A 14627-nucleotide genomic window follows, 5' to 3' on the forward strand; every position below is an offset into this window, starting at 1 on the left:
GACCCGGCGCGACTGGATCGCGGTGCTCAGCGCCATGCTCGGCGCATTCATGGCGGTGCTCGACATCCAGATCACCAACTCCTCGCTGAAGGACATCCAGGGCGCGCTGGCGGCGACCCTCGAGGAAGGCTCGTGGATCTCCACCTCCTACCTGGTGGCGGAGATCATCATGATCCCGATGACCGCCTGGCTGGTGCAGCTGCTCTCAGCAAGGCGCCTGGCGGTGATGATCTCGGTGGGTTTCCTGGTGTCCTCGCTGCTCTGCTCGTTCGCCTGGAACCTGGAAAGCATGATCGTGTTCCGCGCCATGCAGGGTTTCACCGGCGGCGCGCTGATTCCGCTGGCGTTCACCCTGGCCCTGGTCAAGTTGCCGGAACACCACCGTCCGAAGGGCATGGCGCTGTTCGCCATCACCGCCACCTTCGCGCCCTCCATCGGACCGACCCTGGGAGGCTGGCTGACGGAAAACTTCGGCTGGGAATACATCTTCTATATCAACGTGCCGCCGGGCCTGTTGATGATCGCCGGGCTGCTCTACGGCCTGGAGAAAAAGGCGCCGCACTGGGAACTGCTGAAGAGTACCGACTACGCCGGCATCGTCACCCTCGGCATCGGCCTGGGCTGCCTGCAGGTCTTCCTCGAGGAAGGTCACCGCAAGGACTGGCTGGAGTCGCAACTGATCGTCAGCCTCGGCAGCGTCGCCCTGTTCAGCCTGGTCCTGTTCGTCATCCTGCAACTGTCGCGGCCGAACCCGCTGATCGACCTGGGCATCCTGCGCAACCGCAACTTCGGCCTCGCGAGCATTTCCAGCATCGGTCTGGGCATGGGCCTGTACGGCTCGATCTACGTACTGCCGCTATACCTGGCGCAAATCCAGGGCTACAACGCCATGCAGATCGGCGAGGTGATCATGTGGATGGGCATTCCCCAGCTGTTCCTGATCCCGCTGGTCCCGAAGTTGATGAAGCTGGTCTCGCCGCGCCTGCTCTGCGCCGCCGGCTTCGGCCTGTTCGGCCTTGCCAGCTTCTTCTCCGGAGTGCTCAACCCGGACTTCGCCGGACCGCAGTTCAACCAGATCCAGCTACTGCGCGCCCTCGGCCAGCCGATGATCATGGTGACCATTTCGCTGATCGCCACCGCCTACCTGCAGCCACAGGATGCCGGCTCGGCCTCGAGCCTGTTCAACATCCTGCGCAACCTCGGCGGCGCCATCGGCATCGCCCTGCTCGCGACCCTGCTCGACAGTCGCGCCAAGGTGTACTTCGACTATCTGCGCGAAGCCCTGGTGCCGACCAACCCGCAGGTCGAGGAACGCCTCGCGCAACTCGCCGCGCAACTGGGCAGCCAGCAGGCGGCGCTGGGCAAACTCAGCGAGATCACCCACCAGCAGGCGATGATCATGGCCTACAACGATGCTTTCCATGTCATCGGCATGGTGCTCGCAGTGAGCATGCTCGCGGTGCTGCTGACCCGCTCGCTGCCGGCCGGCATCGGCGCCCGCGCCGACGCCGGGGCTCACTGAGGTTCAGACGTTGACCAGGCGCTCGCGCAGCGTCTGGATCTCGTCGCGCAGTTGCGCCGCCGCCTCGAACTCCAGGTCGCGGGCCAACTGGTACATCTTTTCCTCCAGTTGGCGGATGCGCTTGCTGATCTCGCTCGGCGAGCGCAGTTCGTTCTCGTAGCGCCCGCTCTCCTCCGCCACCTTGGCCACGCCCTTGCGCTTGCCGCGCGCGCCGGGCACCACGGCGCCTTCGAGAATGTCCTTGATGTCCTTGCGCACCCCCTTGGGCACGATGCCATGGGCTTCGTTGAAAGCGATCTGCTTGGCCCGACGCCGCTCGGTCTCGTCGATCGCACGCTGCATCGAGCCGGTGACATTGTCGGCGTAGAGGATCGCCTTGCCGTGCAGGTTGCGCGCGGCACGACCGATGGTCTGGATCAGCGAGCGCTCCGAGCGCAGGAAGCCTTCCTTGTCCGCGTCGAGGATCGCCACCAGCGACACCTCGGGCATGTCCAGGCCTTCGCGCAGCAGGTTGATCCCCACCAGCACGTCGAACGCACCGGCGCGCAGGTCGCGGATGATCTCCACTCGCTCGACGGTATCGATGTCCGAGTGCAGGTAGCGCACCCGCACGTCGTGATCGCCGAGATAATCGGTGAGGTCTTCGGCCATGCGCTTGGTCAGGGTAGTCACCAGCACCCGCTCGTCCTTGGCCACCCGCTGGCGGATCTGCGAGAGCAGGTCATCCACCTGGGTCATCGCCGGGCGTACCTCGATCTCCGGATCGACCAGCCCGGTGGGACGCACCACCTGCTCGATGATCCGCCCGGCATGTTCCGCCTCGTAGGGGCCCGGGGTGGCTGAGACGAAGATGGTCTGCGGACTCACCGCCTCCCACTCTTCGAAGCGCAGCGGCCGGTTGTCCAGCGCCGAAGGCAGGCGGAAACCGTATTCCACCAGGGTCTCCTTGCGCGAGCGGTCGCCCTTGAACATCGCGCCGACCTGCGGAACGCTGACGTGCGATTCGTCGATAACCAGCAGCGAGTTGGCCGGCAGGTAGTCATAGAGCGTCGGCGGCGGCTCGCCGGGGGCCCGCCCGGAAAGATAGCGCGAGTAGTTCTCGATGCCGTTGCAATAGCCCAGTTCGAGGATCATCTCCAGGTCGAAACGGGTGCGCTGCTCCAGGCGCTGCGCTTCCACCAGCTTGTTGTTGTTGCGCAGGTAGTCCAGGCGTTCCTTGAGTTCGGCCTTGATCTGGTCGACCGCCTCCAGCAGGGTCTCGCGCGGGGTCACGTAGTGGCTCTTGGGGTAGAAGGTGAAGCGCGGCAGCTTGCGGATCACCTCGCCGGTGAGCGGGTCGAAGGCCGAGAGGCTTTCCACCTCGTCGTCGAACAACTCGACACGAATCGCCTCGAGATCGGATTCGGCCGGGAAGATGTCGATCACATCGCCACGCACACGGAAAGTCGCACGGGCGAAATCCATGTCGTTGCGGGTGTACTGCAGGCTGGTCAGTCGCCGCAGCAGTTCGCGCTGGTCGATGCGGTCGCCGCGGTCCAGGTGCAGGACCATCTTCAGGTAGGACGCGGGATCACCGAGGCCGTAGATGGACGATACGGTGGCGACGATGATCGCATCCGGACGCTCGAGCAGCGCCTTGGTCGCCGATAGGCGCATCTGCTCGATATGGTCGTTGATCGAGGAGTCCTTCTCGATATAGGTATCGGAAGACGGTACGTAGGCCTCCGGCTGGTAGTAGTCGTAGTAGGAAACGAAGTACTCCACGGAATTGTGCGGGAAGAACGTCTTGAACTCCCCGTAGAGCTGGGCCGCCAGGGTCTTGTTCGGCGCCAGGACCAGGGTCGGGCGCTGCACCTGGGCAATCACGTTGGCGATGCTGAAAGTCTTGCCAGAGCCCGTCACCCCCAGCAGGGTCTGGTGCGAAAGCCCCGCCTCCAGCCCCTCGACCATCTGCCGGATGGCTTCCGGCTGGTCGCCGGCGGGCTTGAAGCGCGAGTCGAGTTGGAACGTATCCATGAAAAACCTCGCAGGGAGCTGTGACGCCAAGGAAAATCCGGCGTCAGAAATAGCTGAAAGCATGCACCTAAATGTCGCCGCATGCATCAAGGGGTGTCTATAATAACCCCCCGTTTGCGCAACCCTTTGCGCCCCCGCATAACGGGTTGCGTTGCCCTCCTCTCTTCACACTCCGAGCAGCCGCAAAATGAGTCTGTTTTCTGCCGTCGAAATGGCACCGCGTGATCCCATCCTTGGCCTGAACGAAGCCTTCAACGCCGATACCCGTCCGGGCAAGATCAACCTGGGCGTGGGCGTGTACTACAACGAGGAGGGGCGCATTCCGCTGTTGCGTGCCGTGCAGGCTGCCGAGAAGGCCCGCATCGAGGCCCACGCGCCGCGCGGCTACCTGCCGATCGAAGGGATCGCCGCCTACGACCAGGGCGTACAGAAACTGCTGTTCGGTAACGAATCCGAGCTGCTGGCCGCCGGCCGCGTGGTCACGACCCAGGCCGTCGGCGGCACCGGCGCCCTCAAGCTCGGCGCCGACTTCCTCAAGCGCCTGCTGCCCGACGCCACCGTGGCCATCAGCGACCCGAGCTGGGAAAACCACCGCGCACTGTTCGAAGCCGCCGGCTTCCCGGTGCAGAACTACCGCTATTACGACGCCGCCAGCAATGGCGTGAACCGCGCCGGCCTGCTGGAAGACCTGAATGCCCTGCCGGCCCGCTCGATCGTGGTCCTGCACGCCTGCTGCCATAATCCGACCGGAGTCGATCTCGAGCTGGACGACTGGAAACAGGTGCTGGACGTGCTCAAGGCCAAGGGCCACGTGCCGTTCCTCGACATCGCCTACCAGGGCTTCGGCAACGGCATCGTGGAAGACGCCGCCGCGGTGCGCCTGTTCGCCCAGTCGGGCCTGAGCTTCTTCGTTTCCAGCTCGTTCTCCAAATCCTTCTCGCTCTATGGCGAACGCGTCGGCGCCCTCTCGATCGTGACCGAAAGCCGCGATGAATCGGCCCGCGTGCTGTCCCAGGTGAAGCGGGTGATCCGCACCAACTATTCGAACCCACCGACCCACGGCGCCAGCGTCGTCTCCTCCGTGCTCAACAGCTCGGAACTGCGGGCCCTCTGGGAGCAGGAACTGGGCGAGATGCGCGACCGCATCCGCGACATGCGCCTGGCGATGGTCGAGCAACTGGCAGCCCACGGCGCCAAGCGCGACTTCAGCTTCGTCGGTCGCCAGCGTGGCATGTTCTCCTATTCCGGCCTGACCGCCGACCAGGTCGAGCGCCTGAAGACCGAGTTCGGTATCTATGCCGTCAGCACCGGCCGTATCTGCGTCGCCGCGCTGAACAAATCGAACCTAGAGACCATCACCAAGGCCATCGTCCAGGTCCTGTAGGGAAAAAGGGGAAGTCATCGGGAGAGGCTTGACTTCCCCTTTTTAATCAGTAACATACGCCTCGCTGTTCCGCGATAGCTCAGTCGGTAGAGCAAATGACTGTTAATCATTGGGTCCCTGGTTCGAGTCCAGGTCGCGGAGCCAAATTCAAAGCCCTCGGCACATGCCGGGGGCTTTTTCGTTATCGGGACGAAAGTTCGCCCCTTCAGTCGCACCTCACTCGATGACGATCCGCGACCGGTTCTTCTCCAGCAACGCCGGGCCTACCCCTTTCACTTCCAGCAGTTGATCCACCGAGACGAACGGACCATGGGCCGCACGATACTCGAGGATCGCCCTGGCCTTGGCCTCGCCGACACCGTTGAGCCCCCGTATCAGGGCGGCCTCATCGACCGTATTGATATTGACCTGCTCCCCCGGCGACACGGTCGTCGCAGGTGTCGTTGCGGCCAGCGGATTCTTGGCGACGGCGACCGGTGCGGCGGAAGCCGAAAACGGAAGACAGGCGAACAGGATGAGAAGCAGAGCGGATTTGATTAGGTGCATGGGTGCACTCCTTCAGAGATGAATGACCACGTAGAGGGCTTCATGCCCATCCACGAAACCACCTTATCGCCGTGGAACGCACCTGGATCGACAGCCCCAGCAAAGCAGTCGCTTCCTGGTCCGGCACCGGAAACATCGTACGGAGAAAACAAAAAAGGCCGCTAGGCGGCCTTTTCCGGAGAACGATGACTCAGGGTTCTCGCCGCCTCTGGCGATAGATCCAGTCGACGATTTCACCGTCAGGCGCATAGCCGCTGACGGTTTCCCGCAGCAACTGGCGAACCCGCGAGTAGTCGTCCTTCTCCACGGCGGCCAGCAACTGCTCCAGCACGACCTTGAAGGCCTCCCAGCTCAGGTGTTCCTCGTTGGCCCGCATGATCATCGGATGGTCGGTGGGATTCACGTTGTCACCGATCAGCAGCTCTTCGTAGAGCTTCTCGCCAGGACGCAGGCCACTGAACTCGATGGCGATGTCACCATGGGGCGAACGCTCGGAACGCACGCTCAAGCCGGACAGGTGGATCATCTTCTCGGCGAGCTCCAGGATCTTCACCGGCGGCCCCATGTCCAGCACGAATACATCTCCGCCCTGCCCCATCGAACCGGCCTGGATGACCAACTGCGCCGCCTCGGGAATGGTCATGAAGTAACGGGTGATGCTCGGGTGGGTGACCGTCACCGGGCCGCCGCGCTTGATCTGCTCGCGGAACAGCGGAATGACCGAGCCGGACGAACCGAGGACGTTGCCGAAGCGGACCATGGTGAAACGAGTCTTGTTGACGTGATGCACGTCCTTCCGGTCACCGAACAGCACCGGCGCCGATTCGTTGCTGAGCGCCTGAAGGACCATCTCCGCCAGGCGCTTGGTGCTGCCCATCACATTGGTCGGCCGCACCGCCTTGTCGGTGGAAATCAGCACGAAGTTCTGCACGCCGACCTGCACCGCGGCCTGCACCGCATGCAAGGTGCCTATCACGTTGTTGAGAACGCCTTCGGCGATGTTGTGCTCGACGATCGGCACATGCTTGTAGGCCGCCGCATGGTAGACGGTATTGACCTTCCAGGTACGCATCACGTCCACCAGGCGCTCGGGATTGCGCACCGAACCGAGGATCGGCAACAGGTTCACCGAAAGCGACTCGCGCTTGATCCGACGCTCCAGTTCCTGATGGATGCTATAGAGGTTGTATTCGCTGTGCTCGAACAGGATCAGCACGCTAGGCGAACAACTCATGATCTGCCGACAGAGTTCCGAACCGATAGAGCCGCCCGCCCCGGTCACCATCACCACCTGACCGCGGATGCATCGTTCCAGCAGCTCCTTGCGCGGTGCGACGCTGTCGCGTCCCAGCAGGTCAGCGATGTCCACCTCCTGCAGGTCGTCCACCTTGACCCGGCCGCTGGCCAGGTCCATGAAGCCGGGCATGCTGCGCACGTGCAGCGGGAACGGCTCCAGGGACTCGAGAATCTCTCGGCGCCGGGCCCGAGTGGCGGAAGGAATCGCCAGGAGAACCTCCTGCGCGCCCGTCTCGTCGATCATCTGGCGGATATGCTTGGCGGTATAGACCCGCAGACCGGCAATGACCCGGTTGGCGATCTGCTTGTCGTCATCGATGAACGCCACCGGACGCATCGCCCGACCGAGACGCAACGCCGCAACCAACTGGTTGCCGGCCGCCCCCGCGCCATAGATGGCCACCCTGGGCAGGCCATCCTGGCGATTGAGAAATGGTACCGACTGCACAGCAGAGTACCAGTCGCCCATGAAATACTGGCGCATGGCCAGACGCAAGCCGCCGATCAGCAGCATGCTCAACCACCAGTAGTTGAACACCAGGGAACGCGGCACCACCGCCGGCGGGGAGCGGTACCAATAGACCAGTAACGACAGGACCAGCGCGGAAATGGTGACGGCCTTGGCGATCGCGATAAGGGCGTCGTTGCCCAGGTAGCGCATCACCGCCCGGTACATGCCGAAGCGGATGAACAGGGGAATGGCCACCAACGGGGCGGCGATGAACAGCCAGGCATGGCCCTCGAAGGGGCTGATCATGTCTTCCGTGCCCAACCGCACCAAGAATGCCAACCAAAGGGAGAGCCAGACCAGCGCTACGTCGGCAAGGACCTGCAAGATCCTTTTATAACGACGCGGCAGCCCCAGCAGTCGAACACGCAAACCATCTATCATCCAGCTCTCCCCACTCCTTTCTAAACAGCTCACAAGCGTAACCAGATTAGCAAATCCAGATAGAGACAAGCACTGAAACGTCACACCAGGCCTGGGTTAGGCTCAAGAGGGGTGCGAAAGGTTCCAGAAGTCAAACCGTCTCCAGCGATCCGGCACGAAACCTCACGGCAATCAAGATCAGAGGCAAGTATGCAACAAACACACCTAGTAGCGCATCGACCATTCCCAACCCAACTGCCAGAGCAAATGGAAAGAGCCAGAGAACATTTATGAAGAAAACTCCCAAGGTGACAGGCAAATGCTTTCCGAAGTATCGAGATGCGTACTGATACGCATGACTCCGATGGGCTTCATAAATGCGATCCCCACGAAGAAGTCTTCGTAATAAAGTAAATGTTGCATCGACGACAAAAATACCCAGAAGAATCAGCCAACTCCAAAAAAGCTCCGGGGCCACCCATGCTGCCTTGACGGAAAGCGCCCCCAGAACGACACCCAGGAATCCGCTTCCCGCATCTCCCATGAATATCTTTGCCGGAGGGAAGTTCCAAATCAAAAAGCCCAGAACGGCACTTGCAAGCACGGCAAGAACCCAAATCCCTTCATTATCCAGCCCCTTTCCCAGGCAGAAAAGAAGCAGTACACCGCCAAGGCAAACGGTTATGGCTTCTATACCGGCAATTCCATCGATTCCATCCATGAAGTTATAGAGGTTAAGCATCCAAACCAAGTATATGGCGGCCAATATATGACCAAACCACCCCATATCAAGGGTGGTACCTAGAAGAAGCAGCGGAGGAAAACCGCCCAGCCAATAAAGTATCCAGGATGCAGCTGCAAAATGCCCGAGAAGCCTCCAGCGGGCAGCGATATGTCCATGGTCGTCAAGGAAGCCAATAGTAGCGATACCAAGGCCCGCCCCGAATAATGCAATCACAAAAGTCCAATCGGCAACCCCTAAGAAACCCAGAAGCAGTATTGCCAGCAAAAAACTTATCACTATAGAGACGCCTCCTCCCCGTGGAGTAGGCATGGAATGGGAGCTACGGTCGTTGGGTACATCAATCACGCTATTGGCCAGCGCATATCTCCGCAAAATTGCCGTCAGCAGGAAAGCCAAGGCAGCTATTATAGGAAGAATAATTATTAAATTCATTCTTTAGAATCCAGAAAGTGGCGCGCCGTCTCCTTCAAAGCCTCATCGACGTTCAAAGGTGGATGCCAAGCCAAAAGTTCTTTTGTCTTGCTTATATCAACCTGCAAAGACCCAAGCAATCGCTGGGAGAAAGCACCCTTACCAAGCATTCTTGCTATAAACTTCATAAGAAAAACAGGCACAGGAAGCAGCCGGGCAGGCGCACCCAATGCAATCCCCATGCGTTTTAAAAGTTCACTCGTGGAAAGATCTTCATCGTCGCTTACCAAAAATACTTGATTGGCGGCCGAAGGGTGCTCAAGGCAGGAGGTGATCAAATCGACAAGGTTGGTCAACGCCACCAAGCTTCTTCGATTGTCAACCAGAAGGAAGGGAAGCGGAATTCTCTTATTAATAACCTTCATCATGTTGAGAAAATTGGCTTTGACGCCTGGACCATAAACCAAGACCGGGCGAATTATAACCACCTCGATTCCAGTTCTTGCTGCCAGATCCAGAAGACCTCTCTCCGCCTCTAGCTTAGACAGGCCATAGGGGTCAATCGGCCGGGGTTCGTCATCGGCTCTGTATGGACGCCCATCCTCTGTAGCTTCTCCATTGACCTTTATTGAACTGATAAATATGAAGCGCCGTACCCCCTTGCTCGCAGCCTGTCGCGCCAAGTTCAAGGTTGCCTCCACATTCACCTTGCGGAACTCCTGAAGTGGATCGGCAAGCGTTTCATTCATCACATGGACGCGTGCCGCGGCATGAATAACGATATCTACCGCCTGCAAGGCCTCGGACCAGTCAGTATCGGGACACAGGTCACCAGTCAATACAGACCGTACAGAAGAAGGAATGCGAGAGGATGTGCTTCGTGCAGCGGCAATGACTCCATGCCCCAGACGCTGCAACTGCTCCGACAAAGCCCTTCCAACAAAACCTGAGGCCCCTGTCACCAGGATTCTGCTCATGAGTCTCCCCTGTCTTTCTCCAGCAACCGTGTATATTCTCCAATCAAAAGATTGCTAATACGTTGACTGGAAAATTCTTTCTCCACTCGAATCCGAGCCTTTTCTCCCAGTTCCTTGCAGAGTCGCTCATCACCTAATAGCTGATCGATTGCCGCAGCCAACGCTTGAGAGTTTTTCACTGGCACAAGCAGGCCTGTCTCACCATTGACAATGGCATCGCTCAGACCATAGATATCCGAACCGATAGTCGGCACCCCCATGGCCGCGGCCTCGATCACCACAGTACCGAAACCCTCCCTGTAGCTAGGCAGGAGCAGCACATCCGCTATAGCCATGAACTTTTCCGGCTCATCGGAAAACCCCAAAAGAATAAGTCGCTCCTTGAGATCACTAGAGAAACCGGCCAAAAGCTCTTCTTCGCTCATCTCATGCGGCCCAAGGAGCATAAGAAAAACATCATGATTTCCGACTAAGCTCTCAAAAGCCGTCAATAACTCCAAAACACCCTTGTCTTGAGTAAGACGCCCAACAAAAAGCAGAGTCTTCGAGGCTCTTCCGATACCCAGGGAAGCTTTCAGAGAATCTCTTTCATTCAAGCTATAACGCGAAGCCGCGAAACGTTTCAGATCAATTCCGGCAAGCGATCCTTCACCAATAACCGAGATATCGTCATCATTTGCAACACCGCTATCGATGATGAATTTGCGCTGCGAAATACTATCCGCATAGCAATGAGTATTGAGAAGCGCTATAAGCTTGTCACTGCCCTTGGAAAGAAGATATTTCAAACCTTTTAAACCCACCCAAGGCTGCCCCGTAAAAGTATGCAAACGGATGGGTACGAAGGCAAGCTTTCCTGCTAGCGCACATAACAAACCTGCCTTTGGAGTGGTAGAGTGAACGATGTCAAACCGCTCTTTTCGAAAAAATCGCCAGAGTTTATACAAAGCCAGGAGATCGCTAAGCGGAGAAATTTTTCTTGGAATTACAATAGAAGCATAACGACAATTATCAATATCTTTAGAAAGCTCTTTTTCACTAGCAACAATCGTGATCTCGGCACCCGCATGGGCAAGTGCGGAAATTTGAGCTCTCAATTGGGTCTCAACAAAAAAAGTCACAGTAGAGACCCTGGCGATGCGCACGCCCTCAACCCCCTTTGAATTGAAATAGCTCAACGCCGGCCTTCCTTATCGAGAATAACTTCAGATATTTCTTTTGTTATATCACGACTAGGCACATAACCTAATATATGGTTCAACTTATTGCACGAGTAATGAGTGCGCGCCACCAAGGAATCTATACGAGATGATGTCAGAGGAAACATCTTTATCCCCGAAAAAACGAAGGCGATCATTCTCGCCAACGCTTCTGGGAAGCGCAAAAAAGGTGGAGAGACTCCCTGCAATCCTGCCATCGCCTCCACTAGGCTCTCTTGTGTGCAATCATTGGAAATATTGAATATCTGATTCTTCGCTCTTTCCTCAAATGCGCAGAGCAGAAGTGCCTCGACAACATCGTCAACATGTACATAGGTAGAAACTGATCCTGGGGGCCCCACATAGAAAAAACAGTGCGCCTTGATCAATCGCGCCCATTGACGCAACGACCCGTTTGGCATTCCTGAACCATATACATTGGACGGCCGCAAAATAGAATAGCTGAAAACACCATTTTCGACGGAAGACATCACCAGTTCATCGGCAAGCGTCTTGGTGCATTCATAAACTCCTACCGGAGCAGAAGCGGTTTCCTCCGTGACAATACGCTCGGAGTTGGCCTTTTCCAGAACAGGACCGTATGCACCCACACTGCTTAGTTGGACCCAATGCACTGGCATACCAGATTGGCGAGCACTTCTTTTCGCAGCAATGATCAGCCGTTCTGTTGCCTCGACGTGAAGAGCATGCATCTTGCTCTCATCCTGAAGCTCTCCGAGGCAGTTGAGAATAACCGTACAGTCGGACACCAGGAAGTCGAGATCGACCTCACTGTTGAGGAGGTCGACTTTCACACAATCAACCCCAACGATGGATTGCATCTTCCTTGAGGAGATTCGGACATTCATACCCCGCTTCAGCAGCTCCGAAACCACCTTGCTTCCAATGAAGCCGGCACCACCAGTAACCAAAATGTTCATGTTATATCCCAATGACTATCTCAACTCGCCTCGGCCCCAACTATCCCAATAACCCTTGGGCAGCCAAGTCTCGAATGGATCAGATACTAGTTCAATGTCTCTCTTTATATGCTTCAAAGGAAAGCAAGAAATCCCTCTTTCTCTCACACTTTTAAAGAAGACCCCATCCCTGCCTACAAGAATTGTAACGTCATGGCCAGCCTGCCGAGCCCCATGAGCGAGGTCAAGCAAGTGTACATTGGCATCTCCCATGAAGTCCGAACGATTCAAGATATATGTGATCTTCAAAATCACTCCATCCTTGTTATATCGCAAGCTCCTACAAAAGCCTCAGAGGTATGATTTTAACTTAATCAAATCAAGTTCTTGAGGTCCATCTTAACAGCCTAATATGAATCCAATGGAGCAACGGCGAAGCATAAACAATAGCTCGAAGCTTATCGACAAGAGGAATATTCTTGAAGAAGAGAATGCTGAGAATGGATCGATTTGCACGAAGAGTTTCTAAAGCAGCGAGTTTAGCCAACGAAGCGGAGACCGCTACCGAGAGCTCTCCTCTGTATCTCTCTAGATAAACACTATAAACAATGGATCTCTTCGAAATCATTTCGTTTTTTTTAGAAAACCCAACATCTCTCTTTAAAGAATTATTATCATGCAAACGATATAACAGAGAAACAACTGGAACATGGATAACATTCACGTCTTCAGCATAGGTGGCGTGACACTTAATCCACATATCCTCATTTCCAAGAACAGGCGGAATAGGAAAGACTCTCTCAGCAAATCTTCTATTGAAAGCTATTGCCCCCCCCGAAAGAGAACCTAACTCTCTATCTTTAGGAAAAACCATTCCATCTAGGTACTTAGTTTTTGAAAAAGTTCTATATTTACAGAGAGTAATAAAGTTCTCATCTTGATCCAGTACTGGATCTACTCGCGCTCTCAAGGTGTTAGGTACAAGTTTATCGTCACCAGCCAACAACACCACAACACCTCCACTAGACCTCTCATAGGCAAAATTGAAGGCATTGTTCTTACCTTTTTTTTCATTCTTATAGCACTTGAGAAAATTATATTTATTCCGCAGCTGCTCCATCAACTGCCACGTCCCATCCGTAGAAAAATCATCAACACAGACGACCTCAATAGAAAGCTTTTCACCCTGCTCAGAAATACTTTGGAGAGCCTCTTCAAGATGCAAAACTTCATTATAGACCGGCATCAAAATTGAAACATCTACACCCATGTCCTTTATCCTCTATCGCTAACCGGGCTACTCATAATATGTTTTGACTTTTTTGCGAAAGCCGAAAAAACGGGAAAAAATACACAAAAATATATCGCCAGAGGAATAACATTAGAGAACTGGCTTCTAGGAAGAATGATAATCACCGAAACCAGGCAAGCCGCCAGGCCCAGAAAAAATGAACTGGAAAGGGTCTTGTTATCTAGGGTTTTCAACAAGAAACCAAAGCATGCTGAAAAGGCAGAAAATAGAAAAACCTGCTCGAACGACCATATATAAAACGTACTAGGTAGGCTCCATCCCAAACCTAGCCCTCCGAGATATGTAACAGGATCGAGGTGATATGCAAGATAGTCTGCATAACTCACGTCTTGCATGCGCAAGTCATAGAAGATTGATGCAAGCCTAGACGCACCAGGGACAAAATTCTGAATCGTAGCCACCAGAGGATAGTCAGAAACCTTAGTAGAAACATCAAAGACCATCAAGGATATCCCCTGATCATATAGAAACTTGGAGACAAACCCTAACCAACCACTATCTAAATTAACGGCCAAACTCCTTGCACTTAAAGAGCCAAACAAAACCAGGCTGAGAAAAAACAAAGAAAAGGCAGCCAGTACGCCAAACCAGCTGACCTTATGGTTTATTCCATATGCCCAGAGCAGCATGAATAGAGAAATAACAAACCCTCCTCGCTGTCCTGCGAGCAAAGACAAAAGCCCCATGACAAACAACGAGAGTATTATTATTTTCTTCTCACGCTCTAGACAAAATGAGTAGCTCAAACCAAGTGCAATATAGAAGAGGCTTTTAAAAAACTTACCACCGGCATAAGCCTCGCCCTGAAAAGAATATAGGGACAGATAACCATCAGATGACGAAATCACATAATTCCTGTATTCTACATACAGATTTATCGAGCAGATAATGACAACCAAGAAAAAGATAACCATGCGAAGCATGGGAGAGAAATGCCCCCCTCCTTCCTCTACACCGCCAGAACTACCTAGCTTAAACTTGATATCCCGCCCCAGCACAGCTCCCATATACATTGAAAACAGGAATATCATCGATAAAAAGCCAAGCCTCACCCCATCATAAGGAGCTAGTTTATATGTAGCAAAAAAGTCTATTGCAAAAATATCAACATCGGGATTCAATATTTTTGAAAAAAAACGCCCAAAAATGAACACAGCCGTCGATACAAAAAAAAGAACTGTCAAAGAGGTGGGCTTAAACCCTAAAGAAAGGAATGAGAGAAAAATATAAACAAAAAGCGCAAGCACTATAAAAGCTATCGAAAGCTCATCAACATAGGAGCTTACATCAAAACTAAAAAAGTAACAGACAAAAAGGAAAACAAGAATCAAGAAGCCAAAGAGCAAAGTTTTAGAGCTCTTGATCACAACGCCCCCTTGATTAACCATAAAGTGAACCCTCTTTAAACATCATAGAGCAGAATAAAAT

The 14627-nt window shown here is 54.9% G+C and carries 11 protein-coding genes and 1 tRNA gene; 3 read left to right on the plus strand and 9 right to left on the minus strand.

The genetic code is table 11. The annotated features are described in order from the left end of the window. Positions 1 to 22 precede the first annotated feature (22 nt). Positions 23 to 1522, plus strand: a complete 1500-nt coding sequence (locus tag LT948_RS15050; RefSeq protein ID WP_073657245.1) for an MDR family MFS transporter — start codon at positions 23 to 25, stop codon at positions 1520 to 1522. A 3-nt stretch (positions 1523 to 1525) separates the two neighbouring features. Here LT948_RS15050 and uvrB read toward each other — a convergent pair whose 3' ends face one another. Further along, positions 1526 to 3538 carry an excinuclease ABC subunit UvrB gene (gene uvrB / locus LT948_RS15055; RefSeq protein WP_003138489.1) on the minus strand — a complete coding sequence of 671 codons (2013 nt, stop codon included), beginning with the start codon at positions 3536 to 3538 and terminating at the stop codon, positions 1526 to 1528. Between the two features lie 187 nt (positions 3539 to 3725). Between uvrB and LT948_RS15060 the strand changes: the two genes are divergently transcribed. Together LT948_RS15060 and LT948_RS15065 are read left to right on the plus strand one after the other, a co-directional pair. Beyond that, positions 3726 to 4922, plus strand: a complete 1197-nt coding sequence (locus LT948_RS15060; protein WP_033996105.1) for an amino acid aminotransferase — start codon at positions 3726 to 3728, stop codon at positions 4920 to 4922. A gap of 68 nt (positions 4923 to 4990) precedes the next feature. Beyond that, positions 4991 to 5066 (plus strand) — tRNA-Asn (locus tag LT948_RS15065). A gap of 72 nt (positions 5067 to 5138) precedes the next feature. Here LT948_RS15065 and LT948_RS15070 read toward each other — a convergent pair. The 8 genes from LT948_RS15070 to wzy all read right to left on the minus strand — a co-directional run bounded on the left by LT948_RS15070 (position 5139) and on the right by wzy (position 14566). Beyond that, the gene (locus LT948_RS15070; protein ID WP_003091430.1) at positions 5139 to 5468 is read right to left on the minus strand and encodes a ComEA family DNA-binding protein; all 330 of its coding nucleotides are present in this window, start codon (positions 5466 to 5468) and stop codon (positions 5139 to 5141) included. A 190-nt stretch (positions 5469 to 5658) separates the two neighbouring features. Next, positions 5659 to 7656, minus strand: coding sequence for a polysaccharide biosynthesis protein (locus LT948_RS15075; RefSeq protein WP_009313767.1), 1998 nt, complete (start codon positions 7654 to 7656; stop codon positions 5659 to 5661). Between the two features lie 130 nt (positions 7657 to 7786). Continuing rightward, the gene (locus tag LT948_RS15080) at positions 7787 to 8812 is read right to left on the minus strand and encodes an MraY family glycosyltransferase (protein ID WP_009313766.1); all 1026 of its coding nucleotides are present in this window, start codon (positions 8810 to 8812) and stop codon (positions 7787 to 7789) included. Continuing rightward, entirely contained in the window at positions 8809 to 9768 is a 960-nt protein-coding gene (locus LT948_RS15085) for a UDP-glucose 4-epimerase family protein (protein ID WP_073657243.1), read from the minus strand. The genes LT948_RS15080 and LT948_RS15085 overlap by 4 nt, the downstream gene beginning before the upstream one ends. Then, complete coding sequence (locus LT948_RS15090) at positions 9765 to 10946, minus strand: glycosyltransferase family 4 protein (protein WP_033996104.1); 1182 nt, start codon at positions 10944 to 10946, stop codon at positions 9765 to 9767. Before LT948_RS15090 ends, LT948_RS15085 begins: the two co-directional genes overlap by 4 nt. Next, positions 10943 to 11908 carry an NAD-dependent epimerase/dehydratase family protein gene (locus tag LT948_RS15095; protein ID WP_071536450.1) on the minus strand — a complete coding sequence of 322 codons (966 nt, stop codon included), beginning with the start codon at positions 11906 to 11908 and terminating at the stop codon, positions 10943 to 10945. Before LT948_RS15095 ends, LT948_RS15090 begins: the two co-directional genes overlap by 4 nt. A 358-nt stretch (positions 11909 to 12266) precedes the next feature. Continuing rightward, positions 12267 to 13157 (minus strand): glycosyltransferase family 2 protein, encoded by an 891-nt coding sequence (locus LT948_RS15100; RefSeq protein ID WP_079761539.1) that lies wholly within the window; start codon positions 13155 to 13157, stop codon positions 12267 to 12269. A 5-nt stretch (positions 13158 to 13162) separates the two neighbouring features. Further along, positions 13163 to 14566: an O-antigen polysaccharide polymerase Wzy gene (gene wzy, locus LT948_RS15105; RefSeq protein ID WP_170954378.1), complete on the minus strand. Its 1404-nt coding sequence runs from the start codon at positions 14564 to 14566 to the stop codon at positions 13163 to 13165. Positions 14567 to 14627: the final 61 nt, after the last annotated feature.

The sequence above is a fragment of the Pseudomonas sp. CP-1 genome, from assembly GCF_021213715.1.
In the GTDB taxonomy this organism is placed as follows: Bacteria; Pseudomonadota; Gammaproteobacteria; order Pseudomonadales; family Pseudomonadaceae; genus Pseudomonas; species Pseudomonas aeruginosa.

What these genes read in the sequence shown, in the direction of transcription:
- LT948_RS15060 (WP_033996105.1), top strand. Translation starts at nt 3,726, where the DNA reads ATGAGTCTGTTTTCTGCCGTCGAAATGGCACCGCGTGATCCCATCCTT.
- LT948_RS15100 (WP_079761539.1), bottom strand. Translation starts at nt 13,157, where the DNA reads ATGGGTGTAGATGTTTCAATTTTGATGCCGGTCTATAATGAAGTTTTG.
- LT948_RS15085 (WP_073657243.1), bottom strand. Translation starts at nt 9,768, where the DNA reads ATGAGCAGAATCCTGGTGACAGGGGCCTCAGGTTTTGTTGGAAGGGCT.
- LT948_RS15095 (WP_071536450.1), bottom strand. Translation starts at nt 11,908, where the DNA reads ATGAACATTTTGGTTACTGGTGGTGCCGGCTTCATTGGAAGCAAGGTG.
- LT948_RS15080 (WP_009313766.1), bottom strand. Translation starts at nt 8,812, where the DNA reads ATGAATTTAATAATTATTCTTCCTATAATAGCTGCCTTGGCTTTCCTG.
- LT948_RS15075 (WP_009313767.1), bottom strand. Translation starts at nt 7,656, where the DNA reads ATGATAGATGGTTTGCGTGTTCGACTGCTGGGGCTGCCGCGTCGTTAT.
- LT948_RS15070 (WP_003091430.1), bottom strand. Translation starts at nt 5,468, where the DNA reads ATGCACCTAATCAAATCCGCTCTGCTTCTCATCCTGTTCGCCTGTCTT.
- uvrB (WP_003138489.1), bottom strand. Translation starts at nt 3,538, where the DNA reads ATGGATACGTTCCAACTCGACTCGCGCTTCAAGCCCGCCGGCGACCAG.